Annotated in this window: 17 protein-coding genes; 8 read left to right on the top strand and 9 right to left on the bottom strand. The window is 68.3% G+C overall.

The features are described from left to right. Nucleotides 1-91 precede the first annotated feature (91 nt). A complete protein-coding gene (chpT, locus tag ACWIEX_RS16710; RefSeq protein WP_454034122.1) occupies nucleotides 92-733 on the bottom strand; it encodes a histidine phosphotransferase ChpT in 642 nt (213 codons plus the stop codon). 125 nt (nucleotides 734-858) lie between these two features. Here chpT and ACWIEX_RS16705 point away from each other — a divergent pair, with 125 nt between their 5' ends. Next, nucleotides 859-1692, top strand: a complete 834-nt coding sequence (locus ACWIEX_RS16705; RefSeq protein ID WP_454034121.1) for a 3'(2'),5'-bisphosphate nucleotidase CysQ family protein — start codon at nucleotides 859-861, stop codon at nucleotides 1690-1692. Between the two features lie 16 nt (nucleotides 1693-1708). Here the strand turns inward: ACWIEX_RS16705 and ACWIEX_RS16700 are convergent, their stop codons facing one another. Further along, the gene (locus tag ACWIEX_RS16700; RefSeq protein WP_454034120.1) at nucleotides 1709-2266 is read right to left on the bottom strand and encodes a YHS domain-containing (seleno)protein; all 558 of its coding nucleotides are present in this window, start codon (nucleotides 2264-2266) and stop codon (nucleotides 1709-1711) included. 294 nt (nucleotides 2267-2560) lie between these two features. On the opposite strand from ACWIEX_RS16700, the gene ACWIEX_RS16695 reads away from it, so the two are divergent. The 4 genes from ACWIEX_RS16695 to ACWIEX_RS16680 all read left to right on the top strand — a co-directional run bounded on the left by ACWIEX_RS16695 (nucleotide 2561) and on the right by ACWIEX_RS16680 (nucleotide 6590). Further along, entirely contained in the window at nucleotides 2561-3148 is a 588-nt protein-coding gene (locus ACWIEX_RS16695; RefSeq protein ID WP_082617556.1) for a DUF1134 domain-containing protein, read from the top strand. Nucleotides 3149-3273: 125 nt separating this feature from the next. Beyond that, nucleotides 3274-4524, top strand: coding sequence for a coiled-coil domain-containing protein (locus tag ACWIEX_RS16690; RefSeq protein WP_454034119.1), 1251 nt, complete (start codon nucleotides 3274-3276; stop codon nucleotides 4522-4524). 267 nt (nucleotides 4525-4791) lie between these two features. After that, a complete protein-coding gene (locus ACWIEX_RS16685; protein ID WP_454034118.1) occupies nucleotides 4792-5730 on the top strand; it encodes a sugar kinase in 939 nt (312 codons plus the stop codon). Next, a complete protein-coding gene (locus ACWIEX_RS16680; RefSeq protein WP_454034117.1) occupies nucleotides 5730-6590 on the top strand; it encodes a TIGR01459 family HAD-type hydrolase in 861 nt (286 codons plus the stop codon). Before ACWIEX_RS16685 ends, ACWIEX_RS16680 begins: the two co-directional genes overlap by 1 nt. A gap of 9 nt (nucleotides 6591-6599) precedes the next feature. Here the strand turns inward: ACWIEX_RS16680 and ACWIEX_RS16675 are convergent, their stop codons facing one another. From ACWIEX_RS16675 to ribA, 3 genes are all read right to left on the bottom strand, one after another. Continuing rightward, nucleotides 6600-8132, bottom strand: coding sequence for an MFS transporter (locus tag ACWIEX_RS16675; protein WP_454034806.1), 1533 nt, complete (start codon nucleotides 8130-8132; stop codon nucleotides 6600-6602). A 99-nt stretch (nucleotides 8133-8231) separates the two neighbouring features. Continuing rightward, a complete protein-coding gene (locus ACWIEX_RS16670) occupies nucleotides 8232-10595 on the bottom strand; it encodes a glycosyltransferase family protein (protein ID WP_454034116.1) in 2364 nt (787 codons plus the stop codon). A 31-nt stretch (nucleotides 10596-10626) separates the two neighbouring features. Next, nucleotides 10627-11754: a GTP cyclohydrolase II RibA gene (gene ribA, locus ACWIEX_RS16665; protein WP_454034115.1), complete on the bottom strand. Its 1128-nt coding sequence runs from the start codon at nucleotides 11752-11754 to the stop codon at nucleotides 10627-10629. A 253-nt stretch (nucleotides 11755-12007) separates the two neighbouring features. Here ribA and ACWIEX_RS16660 point away from each other — a divergent pair, with 253 nt between their 5' ends. Next, nucleotides 12008-12571, top strand: a complete 564-nt coding sequence (locus tag ACWIEX_RS16660) for a cytochrome b (protein WP_454034114.1) — start codon at nucleotides 12008-12010, stop codon at nucleotides 12569-12571. Nucleotides 12572-12723: 152 nt separating this feature from the next. Here ACWIEX_RS16660 and ACWIEX_RS16655 read toward each other — a convergent pair whose 3' ends face one another. The 4 genes from ACWIEX_RS16655 to ACWIEX_RS16640 are packed head-to-tail and all read right to left on the bottom strand — an operon-like array spanning nucleotide 12724 to nucleotide 15864. Next, nucleotides 12724-13563 carry a class I SAM-dependent methyltransferase gene (locus ACWIEX_RS16655; protein ID WP_454034113.1) on the bottom strand — a complete coding sequence of 280 codons (840 nt, stop codon included), beginning with the start codon at nucleotides 13561-13563 and terminating at the stop codon, nucleotides 12724-12726. Continuing rightward, nucleotides 13563-14627: a glycosyltransferase family 4 protein gene (locus tag ACWIEX_RS16650; protein ID WP_454034112.1), complete on the bottom strand. Its 1065-nt coding sequence runs from the start codon at nucleotides 14625-14627 to the stop codon at nucleotides 13563-13565. The genes ACWIEX_RS16655 and ACWIEX_RS16650 overlap by 1 nt, the downstream gene beginning before the upstream one ends. After that, nucleotides 14624-15025 carry a 6-pyruvoyl trahydropterin synthase family protein gene (locus ACWIEX_RS16645; protein ID WP_454034111.1) on the bottom strand — a complete coding sequence of 134 codons (402 nt, stop codon included), beginning with the start codon at nucleotides 15023-15025 and terminating at the stop codon, nucleotides 14624-14626. The genes ACWIEX_RS16650 and ACWIEX_RS16645 overlap by 4 nt, the downstream gene beginning before the upstream one ends. A 35-nt stretch (nucleotides 15026-15060) precedes the next feature. Then, the gene (locus tag ACWIEX_RS16640; RefSeq protein ID WP_454034110.1) at nucleotides 15061-15864 is read right to left on the bottom strand and encodes a zinc-dependent alcohol dehydrogenase; all 804 of its coding nucleotides are present in this window, start codon (nucleotides 15862-15864) and stop codon (nucleotides 15061-15063) included. Nucleotides 15865-16134: 270 nt separating this feature from the next. On the opposite strand from ACWIEX_RS16640, the gene mdoH reads away from it, so the two are divergent. Both mdoH and ACWIEX_RS16630 read left to right on the top strand, forming a co-directional pair. After that, on the top strand, nucleotides 16135-17949 hold the full coding sequence (gene mdoH, locus ACWIEX_RS16635; RefSeq protein WP_454034109.1) for a glucans biosynthesis glucosyltransferase MdoH: 1815 nt from the start codon (nucleotides 16135-16137) through the stop codon (nucleotides 17947-17949). Then, on the top strand, nucleotides 17946-18704 hold the full coding sequence (locus ACWIEX_RS16630; RefSeq protein ID WP_454034108.1) for an FkbM family methyltransferase: 759 nt from the start codon (nucleotides 17946-17948) through the stop codon (nucleotides 18702-18704). The genes mdoH and ACWIEX_RS16630 overlap by 4 nt, the downstream gene beginning before the upstream one ends. Nucleotides 18705-18903: the final 199 nt, after the last annotated feature.

Below are 18903 nucleotides of genomic sequence, written 5' to 3'. Positions count from 1 at the left end.
GAACTTCACTCAACGCGGAACGCTGCAGGAACTAAAGCAGGAGAACGGTTTATGATCGGTTGAGATCGTGTCTCGACCGGTAACGAACCATTCAGTCTGCCTTGGCGGCCTTGATCGTCACCGTGTCGCCGTCGATGGCGAAGGTGATGCCCATCCCGGCAGCCCGGGCGACCATGCCGGCATAGAGCGGCTGGACGGCATGGGCGTCGATCGTGCCGGTCTCCGAGCGCCCGGCCAGGAGCTCCTCGACATGGGCGGGAATCCGGGCATGCGAGCCGGTCGCGGTGATCTCGAACGTGCCCTGTTCGCCCTCGACCGTGGCGCGCGAGACGAGCTTGCCGCCGCGCGGCACGGCCTGCGTCGCGATGACCAAGAGGTTGAGCAGGAGCTTGACCTGGTTCTTCGGCAGCAGGGCGCGCGGCGCGTCCCAGTCGAGCGAGAGCTTCTCGTCGTTGAGGAAGCCGTTGGCGACGTTGCCGGCATCGCCGAGGTCGATCATCGCGCCGGCGGAACCGGCCGCGCCGAAGGCGAGGCGGGCGAATTGCAGACGGGCCGAGGCGGCGCGCGCGCTCTTCTTGATCAGTTCCAGCGCGAAATCGCGCATCGACGGATCGTCTTCCTCCAGAACCTCGAGAGCGTTGACAATCGCACCGACCGGGCTGATCACGTCATGGCAGACGCGGCTGCAGAGAAGCGCGGCCAGATCGAGCGGCTCGAGCGAGATGGCGGTCATGGGGGCGAGGTCCTGGAAACGGGGTTGCGCCGGATTGAGGCGTCGTTGTCGTTCGATATGCTGCTATCTTGGTTTTCATGTGGTTAATCGCCATATCGGGACCGTTATGAGAAGGATGGGCCGCGATGATCGGCCGTGACGATCCCCGCCTGCGCGACCGCGACGGGCTGGGGCGCAAATTGGCGGAAGCCGCCGGGTTGAGCGCTGCCGTCCTGCTGGCGAAGCGGGCGGCGCGCGACGTCACGCTCAAGAGCGACGGCTCGCCGGTCTGCTCCGCCGATCTTGCGGCCGACTATGCCGCCAAGGAGGCGCTGGTGCGCCTGTTGCCCGGCTTTCCGATCGTCAGCGAGGAGACGGCACAGAACCCGGCGCCCGGCGACATCTTCATCCTGCTCGACCCGCTCGACGGCACGCGCGAGTTCCTCGCGGGCGGCGACAGCTACTGCGTTGCGATCGCGGTCGTCCGCGATGGCCGGCCGATCGCGGGTGCGATCGCGGCCCCGGCGACCGGGCGGCTCTGGTTCTCCGGCACATCGGCCTATGTCCAGGATTTCGGCCCCGACGGCACCCTTCTGGGCGCGGCCCGGCCGACGAGCGTGCGCGCCGTCCCGGGCGACGGACCGGTCGCGCTGGTCAGCCGCTTCCATGGCGACGGCCGCAGCGACGGCATCGCTGCATCCATGTGCTGCAGCAAGGGTATCCCGGTTTCGTCGGCGGTGAAGTTCGGGATGATCGCCTCGGGCGAGGCCGACCTGCATGTCCGCTGCGGCCAGACGATGGAATGGGACATCGCTGCCGGGGACGCGATCCTTTCGGCGGCGGGCGGGATCGTGCTGACGCTCGACGGGACATTGCCCGATTACGGCCGCAGCGAGCGGCAGTTCCGCAACCCGCCCTTCGTCGCGGCATCGAGCGAGGCCCTGGCGCGCCAGGCCATTGCTGGCGATTGCGGCGGCTGAGGCGGCCGGCTCTGTTCTAGCGCGCGACGAAGCGCAGGACCGCGTTCCAGCGGCTCTCGGCCTGTGCCAGCAAACCGGCATTCTGCAGGAAACGCTGGCGGTTGGCGGCGGAGCGGAACAGGAACAGGCGCGATCCGATGACCGCGAACTGGCTGGGGTCGCTGTCGACGGCAACGCCGTTGGCGACGCCGGTCGGGTCGAAGCCGCCGAAGGCGGGCATGTAGACCTCCGGTGCATCGCGGAAGGCTTCGAGATTGGCCTGCGAGGCGAAGCGCCAGACGAAGCGATCCTGGATGAGCTCGTATTCGGCGCGCCCCGCCGCGGGCCTGGCTCCGAGCCGATAGGAGACGGGATCGAAGCCGTTGATGGCGAGGCCGGTGCGCAGGTCCCGCTGCATCACCTCGCCGAGCGAGGGCAGGTCTGGCAAGCCGGAGGGCAGGGCCGGGAAGGGGTTGGACGCTGTGGTTTCCGGCGCGGCCGAGGGCGCGCTGGCAAGGGCCGTCTGTCCGATCAAGGCGAGCGAGACGACAGCGGCGGCGAGCGAGATCCAGCGCTGCCTTGTTGCGGCCTTCATCGCATCAAATCCTCGGGTAAGTCCCATCCCGGGCCGATCGGCTCTCCGGAATCTTCACGCCTTGGATAGATTTGCGGCGTATCAAATCCGTTACCGAATTGATTCGCATTCGCCGGACGTCACGCTTCGACGCCCGGCCGGGCGGCGGATGGCCCAGGATCGGCCCGCCCCCCGGCCCGTATCGCATCCATTCCGAGCCGGCTGCCGCGCAGTCGCCGCCGGTGCCGAGCGGACGGACGATCGAACCGCCCCGGCGCTCTGCCTCGTCTGGCGCCCTGCCTGGAGATGTCGCTGATGACCCAGACCCGCCGCAACCTGATCAAGGCCGGTCTCGCCATGGCCGGCGCGAGCGTGAGCGGATTGCCGCTGGGCGCGCGCGCCCAGAACTACCAGAACCAGCAGTCGTTCAGCCAGAACGAGCTCGTCGGCTCCGGGCACAAGTTCTTCGGAAACGTCTCGCGCGGCCTTGCGCTGGCGATCGAGGAGGCCGTGCGACGCTGGGGCGAGCCGAACGGCTATGTCCTCGGCCAGGAGGCCTCCGGCGCCTTCGTCGGCGGGCTGCGCTATGGCGAGGGTCAGCTCTACACGCGCAATGCCGGCGACCGCCGGGTGTTCTGGCAGGGTCCGTCGATCGGCTTCGATTTCGGCGGCGAGGGCGCGCGCACGATGATGCTGGTCTACAACCTGCCGGCGGTCGATGCGCTCTACCAGCGTTTCGCCGGGGTCGACGGATCGGCCTATTTCATCGGCGGTTTCGGCTTCACGGCGCTGACGGCGGAGGGCATCACGGTCGTGCCGATCCGCACCGGCGTCGGCTGGCGGCTCGGCGTCAATCTCGGCTATCTCAAGTTCACGCCGCAGGCGACCTGGAACCCGTTCTAACCGCGGGCGTACGGTGCCGAAAGGATGGTTGCCCTCACGTTCGGGCGACTGTCTCTGGCCATGACAGGGCTGCCATGGCAGATTCGGCCTGAGCCCACATGCTGCACCGCCGGGAGCCCTGAGACTTGATCGAAGCCGCCATGCTGTTCGCGCTCGGCTTCCTCTGCGCCGCTTTGCTGGCCCTTGCGGCCGTGCCGGCGCTGGCGCGGCGGGCCGACAGGCTGGCACGCAAGCGAGCCGAGGCGGCGTTCCCGCTGTCTCTCGCCGAGATTGCCGCCGATCGCGACCACTTGCGCGCCGAGCTTGCCCTGCGCATGCGCTCGGCCGAGCAGGATGCCGAGCGCGGCTTTGCCGCCAAGGCCGGTGCGATGCAGGAGCTCGGCCGGCGCGACATGACGATCGGGCGGCTGGACCGTGACCTTAGCGAGCGCGATGGCCGGATCGGCGGCCTCGAGGCCGATCTGACAACGACGCGCAACGCGCTTTCCGATATGCAGGCCGCGCTCGCAAGCGAGCGCTCCGGCCATGGCGAAACGGCCGCTACGCTGGAAAAGCGGGTCGCGGATCTCGCCAGCCTCGAACGCAATCTGGAAGAGGCGCGCGCGGCCCTGACCGGTACCGGCGCCGACCTGGTCGCGCGCAATGGCGAGCTCGCGCAGGAGCGTGAGACCGTCGGGCGGATCGAGACCTTGCTGGCAGAGCGCGAGCGGGAACTGACAGAGAGCCGCAGCCATGCCGAGAAGCTGCGCGTCGCGCAGGTCGAGGACGGAACCCGCATCATGGTGCTGCAAGGCAAGGGCGACGAGCTTGCCGACAAGCTCGCCCTGACCGAGGAGCGTCTTGCCCGCAGCGAGGCGGCTCTGTCTGCGATGACCGGCGAGCGCGATGGCGAGCGGGTGCGGGCCGACGCGTTCAGCGCGCGCGCCACGCAGGCCGAGGCCGGGCTCGCCGCCGCCGATGCCCGTGCCAGCGCGGCAGACGTGGCGGCGCAGCAGCTCGAAACGCAGCTTCGGCAGGAGCAGGCCGAACTTGCCGCAACCAAGGATATGCGTGGAGCACTGGATCTGGCGCTGGCCGCCGCGAAGAGTGACCATGAGGCGGCCGAACAGCGGAATCGGGAGGAGGTCGTGACCTTGCAGGGCGCTCAGAACGAACGTGAGAGCCAGATCGAGATGCTGCGGGCCGAGCTTCAGACGCTGCAGGGCGCTCTGACCCAGGCGAGGGCGGATCGGACCCAGCTCATGGACGAGATCTCTGCTCTTCGTAGGGCCGGCTCCGGAGGCACGGGCGCCAATGACGCAGCCCTACGCCAGGAGATCGTCAAGCTGGCGGACCGGCTGATGAGCGCGGCGCCGAAGCGGGAAGCGGCGGAGTAGGTCTGACTATCGGTTTGCCGCCACGGACGTTTGCTGATTTTCCGCTGAACCACGGCGTCATCCCGGGCTTGACCCGGGATCCATTCCGGAGCGTTTCCGATCAAGATTCAGGCATGGATCCCGGATCTCCGCTTTGCTTCGTCCGGGATGACTCGCGTTCCTCCGAAATGCGTGGTGCTGGCTCTGTCGCGGATTTCACTTTGCCATTCGATGCTCTAGGAAGGCAGGGCTTTCCCGGCATTCCGCGCCATCTGAATGGTTTGAAACGTGACTGACAGCCGCTTCGATCTCCTTTGCCTCGGCGAACCGCTCGGCGAGTTCAATGCGACCCGTGCCGAGAGCGGCGCCTTCCAGTTCGGCCATGGCGGCGATACCTCGAATTGCGCGGTCGCGGCAGCGCGGCAGGGCATGTCGGTCGGCTATCTCGGCGCGCTCGGCGACGACAGCGCCGGCCATTCGATCCGGGGCCTGTGGAAGCGCGAAGGCGTCGACGACACGCATGTCTCGACCCATCCTACTGCTCCGACAGGCCTGTATTTCGTCGATCACGGCCCGTCGGGCCATGTCTTCTCCTATCTGCGCGCCGGCTCGGCCGCGAGCCTCTACAGCCCGCGCGACCTGCCGCGCGACCGGATCCGCTCGGCGCGGATCATCCAGGCCTCCGGCATCAGCCAGGCGATCTCGGCTAGCGCCTGCGACGCGGTGTTCGAGGCGTTCGAGACCGCCCGCAAGGCGGGCGTGCTGACCGCCTACGACACCAACCTGCGCCTCAAGCTGTGGCCGCTGACCCGCGCGAAGGCGATCATCCATGCCGCCTGCGCCATGGCCGATATCATCCTGCCGGGCCTCGACGACGCGACGCAGCTCACCGGGCTCAACAATCCCGATGCCATCGTCGATTTCTATCTCGGTCTCGGCGCGCGGGTCGTGGCGCTGACGCTCGGCCATGAGGGCTCGCTGGTGGCGACGCCGGTCCGGCGCGAGCGCTTCCGGCCGATCAAGGTCGATGCGATCGACGCGACCGGCGCGGGCGATTGCTATGACGGTGCCTTCCTCGCCGAGTACCTGCGAACCGGCGATGCCTTCGCCGCCGGCGCCTATGCCAATGTCGCGGCGGCACTCTCGACGCTGGGCTATGGCGCGGTGGCGCCGCTGCCGCGCCGTGCCGATGTCGAGGCGCGTATCGCCGCGGAGGTTCGTTCCTGATGAGCGTTCCGGTTTTGAAGCAGGCTGGCGATCTTCTCGCCCGCTACGATGTGCTGATCAGCGATGTCTGGGGCGTCGTGCATGACGGGCTCTGGGCTCTGGAGCCGGCCTGCGATGCGCTGATGGCCTATCGCGAACGCGGCGGCACTGTCGTGCTGCTCTCGAACGCGCCGGGGCCGTCGCAGCAGGTCGCCGGGCTGCTCGACGCCAAGCGGGTGCCGCGCGAGGCCTGGGACCGTCTGGTCACCTCGGGCGACGTCACGCGCGCCCTGATCGCGCAGAGCCATCACAGCCAAGCCTACCATATCGGCTGGCAGAGCGACCGGGCGGTGTTCGACGGGCTGGATGTCGAACTCGTCGGCGAAGACAAGGCCGATATCGTCGTCGCGACCGAACTCAACGACTACCGCACCGAGACGCCCGAGCAGTACCGGCCGTTGCTGGAGCGCTTTGCGCGGCGTGGCCTGCCCTTCATCTGCGGCAACCCCGATCTCGTCGTGCATGTCGGCGAGGACCTGCTGCCCTGCGCCGGTGCGCTGGCGACGATCTACGAGGAACTCGGCGGTTCCGTCGCCTGGGCCGGCAAGCCCTATCGCCCGGCCTACGATCTCGCGCTGGCGGCTGCTGCCGATGCCCGCGGCGGCCGTTCGGTCGAGCCCGGCAAGGTGCTGGTGATCGGCGATGCGGTGCGCACCGACCTTGCCGGGGCAAGGCTGATGGGCTTCGACAGCCTGTTCATCGCCGGCGGCATCCATCGCGACGAGACGATGCGCGGCGGGGAGGTCGATGCGGCCGGCCTTGCCAAAGTGCTGGACGGATTGCCCGTCCAGCCGATCGCGGCGATGGGCGCGCTGGCTTGATAGCCAGCGTTAGTGCGCGTCGCCCGTGCGGGCGTCGCGCAGGGTCGTCAACGTGATAGCGATGCAGAGCAGCATCCCGATGATCGACAGGATCGCTGCCGCGCGGAAGCCGACCATGAAGGCTTCGCTGGCCCGCGCGAGCATAGGCCCGGCCTGATCGGGCGAAAGCCCCGCGGCCAGCGCCAGCGCGCCGCCCAAAGTCGAGCGAGCTGGGGCGAGCGCATCTGGACTGACGCCGGACACGGCGATATCGGCCATGCGGCTGCGATAGAGCGCCGCGCCCAGGCTGCCGAGCACGGCGATGCCGAGCGCGCCGCCGAGTTCAGCCGAGGTTTCCGACATGGCCGAGGCCGCGCCGGTGCGCTCGGGCGGGGCCGAGCCGACGACGATGCCGGTCGTCAGCGTGATCACCGGCGTGAAGCCGATCGAGAACACCACCGAAGCCGAGACGATCTGGACCAGGCTCGGCGCGAAGACCAACCAGACGAAGCCGAGCGCCGAGAGCGCCATGCCTCCGGCCATCAAGGTCGCCGGCTTGTAACGCCCGACCAGAGCGGGCGTGACGAAGGAGGCGAGCGTGAAGGCGATCGCCGAGGGCAGCGACCAGAGCCCGGCCTGGAGCGGCGTCAAGCCGGCGACGAGCTGGAAATACTGCGCCATGAAAATGAAGCTGCCGAACATGAAGAGGATGCCGGCGAGATTGATCGCCAGCGCCGCCCGGAAGGCGGGAATCCGGAACATGGCGAGATCGACCATCGGGTCGGCGAGCCGCTTCTGGCGCCGGATGAAGATCAGGACGACGGCCAATCCGACGAGGATCGCGCTGGCAGCCAGCCAGTCGAAGCCATCGGCCGCCCAGTGCTTGATGCCGTAGACGAGGCTCAGCACGGCGGCGAGCGAAAGCAGCGCGCTGAAGACATCGAGGCTGCCGGCGTTGGGAGCGCGGTACTCCGGCAGCAGAATCGGGCCGATCGCGAGCAGGAGCAGCATCGGCGGCACCGCGATCAGGAAGACAGAGCCCCACCAGAAATACTCGATCAGGAAGCCGCCGACGACGGGGCCGATGATGGCACCGGCCGAGAAGCTGGCGATCCACATCGAGATCGCGAAGGTGCGCTCCTTCTCGTTCGTGAACATCACGGTGATCAGCGAGAGCGTCGAGGGCGCCAGCGTCGCGCCGGCGATGCCGAGCACGGCGCGCATCGCGATCAGCATCTCCGCGCTGTTCGAGAAGGCGGCGACCGTCGAGGCCACGCCGAAGAAGGCAGCGCCGATCATCAGCAGGCGGCGGCGGCCGATGCGGTCTCCCAGCGTGCCCATGGTCATCAGGAAGCCGGCGACCATGAAGCCGTAGATGTCGATGATCCAGAGCAACTGGCTGGCGCTCGGCTTCAACTCGCGCGTCAGCGTCGGCACGGCGAGGTTCAGCACCGTCAGATCCATCGAGTAGATCATGCAGGGCAGGGCGATCGCGATCAGGCCGAGCCATTCGCGCCGTGTCGCCTTCTCAGCCCGGATCGAAGCGGGTGCCGCCGTCATCATCGTCTCGCAAGTCTGGTTGTCAGGCGGGCTCTCTGCCACGGCAGCGCGGCCAGAACTGGCAGGAGAGGCGATTTTCGTCTTCATGCCGCCGATTGGCCGCTAGCCTGGCTGCGCTGCCGGAGGCTTGCGCAGATGCGCGACGATATCCTGCCAGAGTCCTTGAAGCGGGCGGAAGACGAAGCGCACGGTCGACTTGCCAGGCGGCACGACGACGGCCCGGAACAGCACATTGGCACGGAGCAATTCGGCCGGCTTTCCGTCGATCTCGACCTGCCACCAATGGTGCCAGACATCGTTCAGCACGAGATAGCCGCCGCGTGCCGTCTCGGCCGCCAGCGTCACGGTCGTGGTGCCGTAGTCACGGATCGCGACGCTGTCGGGGCCGAGCGGGCCGGTGGGCAAGGGCGGGGGATCGCGGTCGAGCAGGACGGTGCGGCGTGGGTCGAAACCCTCAGGCCACGCGCCGGTCTTGAGGATCGCGTCGAAATCGGCCTTCCGGGCGTCCGTGACCAGCAGAACACGCGGCAGGGCGCGCGGGTTCTCGTAGACGAAGGCGTCCTTCGTCCGCGCAATCTGCCTGAGGTCGCCGGGCTTCAGGCGCTTGTCGATCTGCTCGACGGGTACGCCCGTCGCGATGAAGCGCAGACCGAGCATATCGGCGAGCAGGGAGCGGTAGCCCGGCATCAATGGAGAGAAGGTGCGCTGATCGGGCAGGGCGACGTGATCTCCGGCGCCGGTCGCCTTGGTGTAGAGGCCGAGGCGCAGCGGGTTGTAGCCCAGCGTGTTGTCGAGATCGTGGACGAGGCTGGCATTCGGCCAGTGAAAGTCGATGCCGGCGAGCTCGATCCGGTCGCGCCGATCGGGAGCGGCGGTGCGGGCCGTCTCGCGCTTCAGCAGGGCGATGGTGTCGTTGCTGCTGTCCTTGCGCAGTACGTCGTACATCTTTGCGGGAAGGGCGGTGGATTCGCTCGGTCCATTGTTGACTGCGAGGTCGATGGTCAGCGTCGCGGCCAGCACCAGGGTCGCCGCGAGTGCGGAGCCTCGTTTGGCAAATCCGTGCGCGGCAATGAGGCCGCCGAGCGAAAGCATGCCGCAGAGCGCCGCGATGACGAGCGGCATGGTCGCGACCGGAATGCGCCCGACCGTCCAGGCGAGCCAGAGCGCGAGCGCGAGCGCGCCCGCGAAGATCAGGGCCTCAACGGCGATCTGCCAGGGCCGCGCCTTCGGGGCGGTCCCGGTCATGACGAGATGGGTCAGGTAGCCGCCGAGCAGGGCGAGCAAGGCACCGAGGATGAAGAGCGCGTCGGCCGGGCGGCGGTAGAAGCTGATGCCGGGCAGTTCGAACAGGATGCGGAAGGCCGGCGTGTAGCGGCCGAGCGCGAAGAGCAGCACGATCAGCGCCGCGACGGTGAGCGGGACGATCTCGCGGCGCCAGAGCGCACCGCGGACGAGGCCCACCGTGAGGATCAGCCCCATCGGCAGCAGGCCGAGATAGAGCTGGCTCATGTTGCGGGCGAGGAAGAGGCTGAGCGGGCCGAAGCGCGCCTCCCAGGCCGGGCTCGGCGCGCCCCAGAAGTTGGCGAGCGGCCCGGCGGCGCCGTAGAGATTGGCGAAGAGTCCGGTCAGCAGGGCGGCCGGGTGCAGCGAGCCCTTGCCGGCCTCGACGAAATCGATGACGGGACGGTTCGATTCCTGCGCGATGAAGGCGGTCAGCAGGATCGGGATCGTCGCGACCAGGACGGCGCCGAGCGTGCCGGCGATGAGCGGTGGCAGGCTGGCGCGGAAGGCGCGCCACGGGCTCTGCGCCATCAGGATCGCGGCAATGACGAGGCCGGCGAGCACATAGACGCCGAGCAGCGCGACCTGGTCACGCCCTAGCACCATGAAGCCCGAGACGATGCCGGCAGCCAGGCCATAGGCGATCGAGCCGCGCTCCAGCGCCCGCGAGAGCAGGAAGAGCGTGACCGCGAAATAGCCGAGGCTGAGCACCTGCCCGACATGCTGGATGCGCCAGGCGGCCGCCGCTCCAAAGGCGAAGGCGAGCGCCGCGACGACGGCGCCGGCCGGATGCCAGCCGCGATCACGGAAGATCAGGACGATCGACAGCGCGCCGATGAGCAGCGTGCCGAGCACGGCTCCGTCGCTCCAGCGAAAGTCCGGAGCCGGGTTCAGCAAGGCTATCAGTGCGAAGGATGGCGAGAAGATCAGCGATTGCGGATCGGCGACCTGTGGCGAGCCGGAAAAGACATAGGGCGTCCAGAACGGCGAGAGGCCCTTGTGCCAGGCATCGGCGAGGAACTGGAGCTGCGGATGGAAATGCGCCTTGGCGTCCCAGGGGATGGTCAGCGTGCCCGAGAGCCACGGCCAGGACAGGGCGAGCCAGGCGATGAACACGATCGCGCAGACGCTGGCGAGCGGCCAGCGTGAGGGATTGTCATGCAGGGTGGTGTCGGGCTCGGGCATCAGCCAGGCCTGATCGCAAACGGGCGCGCGGTCAATCCGTCGGGGCGGCGCGCGCCATCAGCGCGTCCATGTCGATGAAATGGCCGGCGCGGTCGCGCTTGGAGGCGAGATAGCGGACGTTATGCGCGTTCGGGCGGCCGAGCACGCGCTGGGTCGCGGCAACCTCCAGCCCTGCTGCCTCGATCGCACCGATCTTCTGCGGGTTGTTGGTCAGGGCGACCACGCGCGAGACGCCGAGCTGCTTCAGCATGGTCGCGGCGAAGTCGAAATGGCGCTGGTCGAGATCGAAGCCGAGGACCTCGTCGGCGTCATAGGTATCCCAGCCCTGGCTCTGCAGCTTGTAGGCGCGCATCTTGTTGGAGATGCCGTTGCCGCGGCCTTCCTGGTCGAGATAGAGCAGGACGCCGCCCTCGTTCTCGGCCATCCACTGCACGGTCTCGCGCAGCTGGTCGCCGCAATCGCATTTCAGCGAGCCGAACAGATCGCCGGTCAGGCAGGCCGAGTGCAGGCGCACCGGCACGGCACCGGTAAGGTCGGGCTTGCCGACGATGATCGCGACCTGATCGCGCAGGCCCTCGCCGCCGCGGAAGACGACGAATTCGGTATCGGGAGCGCCTTCCAACGGCACCGGGGCGCGGCCGACGACCTTCAGCGTCGCCGCCTGCTCGGCGCGATAGCCGTTCACGGCCGCGATCTCGACCGCGACGAGCGGTTCACCGGCGACCGCATCGGCGCTGACCGGAACGAGGATCACCGCCGGCAGCACCAGAGAAAGACGCGAAAGCTCGAGCGCGGCCTCGTCGAGGGCGGAGGCGGGCGCGACAGGCGCATCCATGCGGCCGTCGATCTTGAGCGCAAGGGCCTCGATGCGGCCGGTGTCGATGCTCGGCAATGCGAAGATGCCGGTCTCGAGCCGCCCCCTGGCACCGAGACGGCGCAGGCGCGCCGCGCTCAGCACGAGATGGCCGCGACCCTGCGCCAGCCTGTCGAAGCGGCCGACAAGCCCGGCCTCGGCCAATTCGGCCGAGAGGGCCAGCGCAAGCCGATCGCCATCGCGGAGCAGGACCGGCCGGCCGGCACGAAACTCGGCAATCGCCCGTTCGACCTTCACGAGATCCGTCTGGAGGGATGGGCCGAAGAGCGTACGCGACTCAGGCATCGAAAAGTCCGTCAGATTGGGCCGGCGACCGGCCGAGGGGCATCCAGGGCACCATCGGTATCGATATAGGGCTTCGCAGTGCACTCTGCCAGCAACGTGGCCGGCATGGCGCGGGTTCCACGATCAAAACCACGTCAGGTCGCGTCTGTCGGCAAGCGAAAGCGGGAACCTCCAGAGCGCATCGCCGTCCTATGGGCGCGAACGCTTGAATGTGGGATGAATGCCGTTCCGGCAGCAGGTCAGGGGCTTTCCGATGCAAGACGAGATGCCGATAACCCGCACCTACAGCCCGGTGGCCCGGACGCTGCACTGGATCACGGTGGCGGCCGTCTTCCTGATGATCCCGGCCGGCCTGACCATGACGTATCGCGGCAATGTGCTGAACATCTGGGACGGGCTGACGAACGGGCTCTACAGCGCGCATAAGCTCACCGGCTTCCTGCTGCTATGGCTGATGGCCGGACGGCTCGCCTACCGCCTGCTGCACGGCGCGCCGCCGGACGAGCCGACGCTGGCCTGGTGGCAGAAGGCGGCCTCGCATCTGGTGCATTGGCTGCTCTACGGCCTGCTGCTCGTCGTGCCGCTGCTCGGCTGGATCGGGGTTTCGCTGTTTCCGGCGCTGACGATCTTCGACCTGTTCGATCTGCCGGCGCTGGCAAAACCGAACGAAGAGGCTGCCAAACGCGTGCTCGACATTCACGGCAAGCTCGCGCTGGCGACCGGGGCGCTCGCGCTCGCTCATATCGGCGCTGCGCTGCATCACTATCTGATCCTCAAGGACGGCGTGATGCGGCGGATGCTGCCCTGGGTGCGGTAGGGCGCAAAAGCGCGAAGCCCTCATCCTGAGGAGCAAGCGCAGCTTGCGTCTCGAAGGATGTTCCAGATGGTTCCGGAGTTCCCTGGAACATCCTTCGAGACGCGGACTTGCGTCCGCTCCTCAGGATGAGGGCTTGGTTCTCGAACGAATGCTCAGATCGGCCGGGCCCAGAGGTCCTGATGGCCGATCAGCGCCGACTTGGCCTCGCGGCGCGCCGCGAGCCAGTCCGCTATCGTCTTCGGGTCGAGGCGGCCGGTTTCGCCGGCCGCTGCGGCGATGCCTTCCGCCAGCGCTTCCCGCAACGGCCGATGTTTCGCATCGAGCAGCCAGTTGCTGTCTCCGCTCGAGATCGCGAAGCCCGATTTGCGGAATGCTTCCGCCATGATCTCGGTAGCTTTCGGACCGGCCGCAGGGCCAAAGCCCTTGTCGCCGTGCTGATGGTCGGTGAAAGCGGCATGGATGCCGGCATCGGCCGGATGCTCCGGCTGCCAGGTTTCGCGGCCGTCATGGGTGAGCACGGCATAGAGCGGCAGGTGCTGGCTGGCCAGCGCAGCGACGAAGCGCTCGATCCAGCGCTTCGAGGCGAGGTCGAAGAGGGCGGCGGCGGTGACCAGATCGGGCTGCCAGCCGAGCACCCATTCGAGATCCTTGTTCAGATCGACCTTGCGGGTGTCGACCGTGATCGCCTTGCCGTCCTTGGCGAGCACGAGTTCCTCGCCCTGCTCGCGCGCCTCGTCGGCCCAGTCGGTGAGGCGCTCGCGAGCGAAGGCGAGAAGCGTGGCGTCATAATCGACGAGCGTCCAGTGCTGGCGGTCGGGCAGGGCGGCATAGGTCGCGCGCAGGTTCGAGCCGGCGCCGCAGCCGAGATCGAGCACCGAGAGCGAGGCCTTCTCAGTGAAATAGCCACCGACCGCGGCGAGAACCTGCGGATTGCGCGCCGCATGATCGACCGGCTCGCGCAATGCGAGCCATTCCGGAGAGAAACCAGCCATTACCCCACCTTTCGGCCGCCCTCGCACAGGCAGGCCTGCGCGACGATGCGCGCGGTCTCGTTCCACCGCGGCAGATCGCCGGCAGCGGCCCACGCGGCATCGGCACGCTGCCGACGCTCTGCCGGCGCATCAATCAGCCTGGCGAGCGCCTTGGCAAGTGCCACAGCGTCGCCGGGCGGCACCTTGAGGGCGGCGGCATCGGGCAGGGCTTCGGCGCCGGCCCCGCTCAGCGTGCAGATGATCGGCAGGCCGCGGGCGAGCGCCTCGGTCAGCACCATGCCGTAGCCTTCATAGAGCGATGGCATCACGAAAAGGTCGGCCTCGTCATAGAGCCGGGCGAGCCTTTCGGCTCCGACGCTACCGGCCAGCAAGATGCGTTCCGCCAATCCGGCCCGGGCAATATCGTCGCGCAGTGCCGCTGCCGTTGCGGGGGCATGATCGGGCGAGCCGGCGATGGTCAGGGTCCAGGGACGATCCGCGATCGCCGCCAGCGCATCGACGAGGACGCCATAGCCCTTGCGGGGAATGAGGGAGCCGACGGCGAGCATGTGGAGCGCTTTGCTGCGTTCGGAGCCCTTTGCCCGGGGTGCCGGATCGGTACCGGGGATCGCGACCACGATCGTGTCGGCTGCGATGCCGAATTCGGCTGCCAATGTCAGTTTCGTCGCAGGGCTGGTGACCATGACGGCCCTTGTATGGCGCAGGGCCAGGGTTTCGCTCCGCCGCAGCCTCTCCGCCGTCTCGGGGTCGAGCCCCGTTTCCAGCGCCAGCGGGTGGTGCACCAGTGCGACAAGCCGATCCGCGAAGCGGGCCGCGAGTGCCTCCGGAAAGGCGCCATAGGCGAGGCCGTCGATCAGCAGGATGTCGCCGGGGGCGGCTGTGGTGAGAAGCTGTTCCGTCGCCGCAAGGTCTTCGGCCGTCGGGAGGGGAAAGGAACCGGGCAGGGCGAGATGGCGGGCCTCGACGCCGGCTTCGCGCCATTCGCGGAGCAGGCGCCGATCGTAGCCGTAGCCGCCCGTCGGTGCGTCGATATCGCCGGGGATGGCGAGGAGGATGGCGCTCACGCGAGCGCGCCCTCGTAGCTGGCGCGGGCGAGATCGGTCTCGTGGAGGGTGACGCGAATTTTATTCAGGCCCGAGCCATCCGCGCCGAGCGCGCCGGCCTTCGCCGCTGCGGCCATGGCGTCGAAGATGTGCTTGCAGAGGAATTCGGTCGTGGTCAGAACGCCCCCGAATTGCGGGAGGGCGTCGAGGTTCTGGTACTTCAGCGGCTTCAGCGTCTCGGCGAGGGTGTCGAGCGCCGCGCCGATATCGACGACGACGTTCTGGCGGTTCAGCGTCTCCCTGAAGAAGGCGACATCGACCACGAAGGTGGCGCCGTGCATGTTCTGCGCCGGACCGAAGAAGGGATCGGGCAGGGAATGGCCGATCATGATGCGGTCACGGACTTCGACGGAAAACATGCGATCTCCCGGGGATTGCGTTTCAGGCGGCGCGGTCAGGCGCGCGTTTCATAGCAAATCGCGGCTGTCAGGCCAGCCGCGCCGGGCGCGAGCAGGTCCGGCAGGCGCTCGGCCAGGTCGCGGAAGGCGATCTCGTCGGTGATCAATGCATCGAGCCGGTCGTCGGCGAGCAATGCCATCGCGACCTGTGCCCGGCGGGCATAATCCCAACGGGCGCGCCGCGAGGTCGAGACCAGGCCAACTTGCGAGGAGACGAGCTGGAGCCGGCGCGCATGGAAGGCCCCGCCGAGCGCGGCGGGGACGGCGCCTTCGCCATACCAGCTCAGTTCGACGACCCTTGCCTCGATGCCGGCAGACGCGATGGCGGTCGCGAGCCCTGCTGCCGTGGCGCTGGCATGGAAGACGATATCGGCGTCGCGTGGTGCTGCGTCGGGCAGGGCGAAGCGCAAGCCCAGCTTGGCGGCAAGCGTCGCGCGGCTGGGTTCGACATCGACGAGCGTGACCTCGGCTCCCGGCAGCCGGGCGGCCAGCCAGGCGACGAGCAGGCCCAGCACGCCGCCGCCGACGATCACGATCCTGTCAGCCGGGCCCGAGCCGGCATCCCAATGGGCATTCAGCGCCGTCTCCATGTTGGCGGCGAGGATGGCGCGCCGGGCCGGAACCGTGTCGGGCACCGGGACCAGGCTGCTGCGCGGGGCGACGAAGCGGTCCTGATGGGGATGAAGGCAGAAGACGATACGGCCCAGCATGTCGGGCGGGCCGGCATCGACGCGACCGACGGCGCAATAGCCGTATTTGACGGGGAACGGGAAGTCGCCCTGCTGGAACGGGGCCCGCATGCGTTCATGCTCGGAATGGGGCACGCGGCCTTCGCAAACCAGCCGCTCGGTGCCGCGGCTGACGCCGCTCCACAACGTCGTGACGAGGCAGTCGTCCGGCCCGGGGGCGGGCAGGGCGATCTCATTCAGGTTGCATTCACGGGGTGCGGTATACCAAAGCGCAAGAGCCTTTGCCCTTGCGTCAATCGAGGTTGCAGGCTTTAGCTCCCGCGCCATTCGCGTCCGATCCCATCCGTCCGAGCCTGTCTGCCTACCATGACAGAGACCGCCATGAACCAGCGTCCCGCTCCGACCACGTTCCGGCGGGCGATGCAAGAGGCCGGGCCGAGCGGCCTGACCCCGGCCGGGCTGCAGGCGGAAACCGCGCTGCGCCGCCGGCGGTTCCTCGTCCTCGCCTTGAATCTCGTGACGCTCGCCTTGCTGGCCTGCGGGCTTGCGGGGGTGCTCGGGGCCGGAGGTTGGACCGCGGCGGACGTGGCGATCTTCGTCGCCTTCCTGTTCGGCGCGCCCTGGACCGTGCTCGGCTTCTGGAATGCCGCGATCGGGCTCTGGCTCCTGCACGGCAAGGCGGATGGGCTTGCCGAGGTCGCGCCCTTCTTCGCAGCCGGAGAGCAGGCGACGCCGCTGACCTTGCGCACCGCCGTGCTGATGACGTTGCGCAACGAGGACCCGGCGCGCGCCTTCCGCCGGCTCAGGTCCGTGAAGGACAGCCTGGATGCGACGGGCGAGGGCGTCTGGTTCGACTATTTCGTGCTGTCGGATTCCACCGACCCGGCTGTCGCCGCGGCCGAGGAAAAGTTGGCGGACGCCTGGGCGCGCGAGATCGGCGAGCCGGCGCGCCTGACCTATCGCCGCCGCAGCGACAATGCCGGATTCAAGGCCGGCAATCTCCGCGATTTCTGCGAGCGCTGGGGCGAGCGATACGAATTGCTGCTGCCGCTCGACGCCGACAGCGTGATGGCGGGCGAGGCGATCCTACGCATGGCCCGGATGATGCAAGCCCATCCGAAGCTCGGAATCCTGCAAAGCCTCGTGGTCGGCATGCCCAGTCGCTCCGCCTTCGCCCGCATCTTCCAGTTCGGCATGCGCCACGGCATGCGGCCCTATACGATGGGCTCGGCCTGGTGGGCCGGCGATTGCGGGCCGTTCTGGGGGCACAATGCCCTGGTGCGGATCGCGCCGTTCCGTCACCATTGTCATCTCCCGGTGCTGCCGGGCGGACCGCCGCTGGGCGGGGCGGTGATGAGCCATGACCAGGTCGAGGCGGTGCTGATGCGGCGGGCCGGTTACGAGGTGCGCGTGCTCCCGGTCGAGGGCGGAAGCTGGGAGGAGAACCCGCCGACCATGCTCGACTTCGCCAAGCGCGACCTGCGCTGGTGCCTCGGCAACCTGCAATATCTCAAGTTGCTCGACCTGGCCGACCTCAAGCCGATGAGCCGCTTCCAGCTGATCTGGGCGATCCTGATGTTCCTCGGCCTGCCAGCCTGGACGCTGATGATCGCGCTCCTGCCGCTGAAGGCCTTCGAGGACCGGGCGATCGCCGATTATCCGGCCGTGCTTGCCGGCGGGCTCTATCTCCTGTTCCTGGCGATGTATCTCTCGCCGAAGCTGGCGGGTTTCGCCGACATCCTGTTCACGCCGGGCGGCGTCGCGCGTTATGGCGGCCGGGCGCGCTTCCTGGCCTCGGCTGCGATCGAACTCGTCTTCGCCTTCCTGCAGGGCGCGGTGTCGAGCTTCCGCACGACGCTGTTCATGGTCGGGCTTGCCTTCGGGCGGGCGAGGATCGGCTGGAACGGGCAGGCCCGCGACGTCCACGCCCTGTCCTTCGCGACGGCCCTCGCCGGCCTCTGGCCGCATCTGCTGTTCGGGGCCTATCTGTTCGCCACGCTCGGCGTGATGGCGCCGGCGGTTCTGGTCTGGTCGCTGCCGCTGACGGCTGGCTATGTGCTGGCGATTCCCTTCGCGATGCTGACCGCGTCGCCCGGTTGCGGCGCCTGGCTGGCGCGACGCGGGCTCTGCGGCATCCCGGAGGATTTCGACCTGCCGCCGGTTCTGGCCGCGATCCGCGACGGGGAGGCGGCATGAACGCCGTCACCTATCCGAAGGGGACGGTGAAGGCGCTCTCGCGCTCCTTGCGCATCTATCACGGCGACAAGCAGCGCCACGCGGCGATGGATCGGCTCTACGGGGCATTCCTGGGGCCGGGCGATCTCGCCTTCGACATCGGGGCTCATGTCGGCGACCGGGTCTCGTCCTTCCGTCGTCTGGGAGCGCGTGTCGTCGCGCTCGAGCCGCAACCGGGCGCCGCCCGCGTCATCCGCCTGATCCATCGGCGCGATCCGCTGGTGACGCTGGTCGAGGCGGCCTGCGGCGACCATGAGGGCTCGATCGCGCTCAGGATCAACAGCCGGAACCCGGCCGTCTCGACGGCCTCGGCCGCCTTCATCGGCGCGCCTGTCAGCGTGCGCGGCCCGGAAGAGCAGGCCTGGGATCACGAGATCGCGGTGCCCTGCACCACGCTCGACCGATTGATCCTGCGCTACGGCCTGCCGAAGCTGCTCAAGATCGATGTCGAGGGCTTCGAGGCGCATGTGCTGGCGGGCCTGACCAAGGCGGTGCCGGTGATCTCCTTCGAATTCACGACGATGCGGCGCGAGGTCGCCGAGGCCTGCCTCGTCCTGCTGGAAACACTCGGCCCCTATCGCTTCAATGTCGCGATCGGCGATAGCCAGGTGCTGGAACTCGGTGAGCCCGCGAGCGCCGAGGCGATGGGCGACTACCTGCGCGGCCTGTCGAGCGCGGCCAGCTCGGGCGATGTCTACGCCATCCTGACGGCCTGAAGGCGCTTCGAAGGGCGCCTGGACAGGCGTTCGAGCCGCTATCGCTTCATTGCCCTCGAGCGGAACGATGCTGCTTCTCGGCCGTTGCCGGAGGACCCGAAGCCCGCCGGGTCGCGGCTGCCATTGCCCGGTTCCTGCTCAGTCCGGTCAGCTCAGGTTCATCCGGTCGCGATCAGGCTGTTTCGGAAACCGTCACCAG

This window comes from Allobosea sp. NPDC055353 (assembly GCF_053644975.1).
The sequence above is the reverse complement of the archived record's forward strand: the minus strand, read 5'-3'. Positions and strand labels throughout refer to the sequence as shown.

What these genes read in the sequence shown, in the direction of transcription:
- ribA (WP_454034115.1), bottom strand. Translation starts at nt 11,754, where the DNA reads ATGCCTGAGTCGCGTACGCTCTTCGGCCCATCCCTCCAGACGGATCTC.
- ACWIEX_RS16645 (WP_454034111.1), bottom strand. Translation starts at nt 15,025, where the DNA reads ATGTTTTCCGTCGAAGTCCGTGACCGCATCATGATCGGCCATTCCCTG.
- ACWIEX_RS16675 (WP_454034806.1), bottom strand. Translation starts at nt 8,132, where the DNA reads ATGATGACGGCGGCACCCGCTTCGATCCGGGCTGAGAAGGCGACACGG.
- mdoH (WP_454034109.1), top strand. Translation starts at nt 16,135, where the DNA reads ATGAACCAGCGTCCCGCTCCGACCACGTTCCGGCGGGCGATGCAAGAG.
- ACWIEX_RS16655 (WP_454034113.1), bottom strand. Translation starts at nt 13,563, where the DNA reads ATGGCTGGTTTCTCTCCGGAATGGCTCGCATTGCGCGAGCCGGTCGAT.
- ACWIEX_RS16630 (WP_454034108.1), top strand. Translation starts at nt 17,946, where the DNA reads ATGAACGCCGTCACCTATCCGAAGGGGACGGTGAAGGCGCTCTCGCGC.
- ACWIEX_RS16670 (WP_454034116.1), bottom strand. Translation starts at nt 10,595, where the DNA reads ATGCCCGAGCCCGACACCACCCTGCATGACAATCCCTCACGCTGGCCG.
- chpT (WP_454034122.1), bottom strand. Translation starts at nt 733, where the DNA reads ATGACCGCCATCTCGCTCGAGCCGCTCGATCTGGCCGCGCTTCTCTGC.
- ACWIEX_RS16640 (WP_454034110.1), bottom strand. Translation starts at nt 15,864, where the DNA reads ATGCGGGCCCCGTTCCAGCAGGGCGACTTCCCGTTCCCCGTCAAATAC.
- ACWIEX_RS16695 (WP_082617556.1), top strand. Translation starts at nt 2,561, where the DNA reads ATGACCCAGACCCGCCGCAACCTGATCAAGGCCGGTCTCGCCATGGCC.
- ACWIEX_RS16680 (WP_454034117.1), top strand. Translation starts at nt 5,730, where the DNA reads ATGAGCGTTCCGGTTTTGAAGCAGGCTGGCGATCTTCTCGCCCGCTAC.
- ACWIEX_RS16705 (WP_454034121.1), top strand. Translation starts at nt 859, where the DNA reads ATGATCGGCCGTGACGATCCCCGCCTGCGCGACCGCGACGGGCTGGGG.
- ACWIEX_RS16700 (WP_454034120.1), bottom strand. Translation starts at nt 2,266, where the DNA reads ATGAAGGCCGCAACAAGGCAGCGCTGGATCTCGCTCGCCGCCGCTGTC.
- ACWIEX_RS16660 (WP_454034114.1), top strand. Translation starts at nt 12,008, where the DNA reads ATGCAAGACGAGATGCCGATAACCCGCACCTACAGCCCGGTGGCCCGG.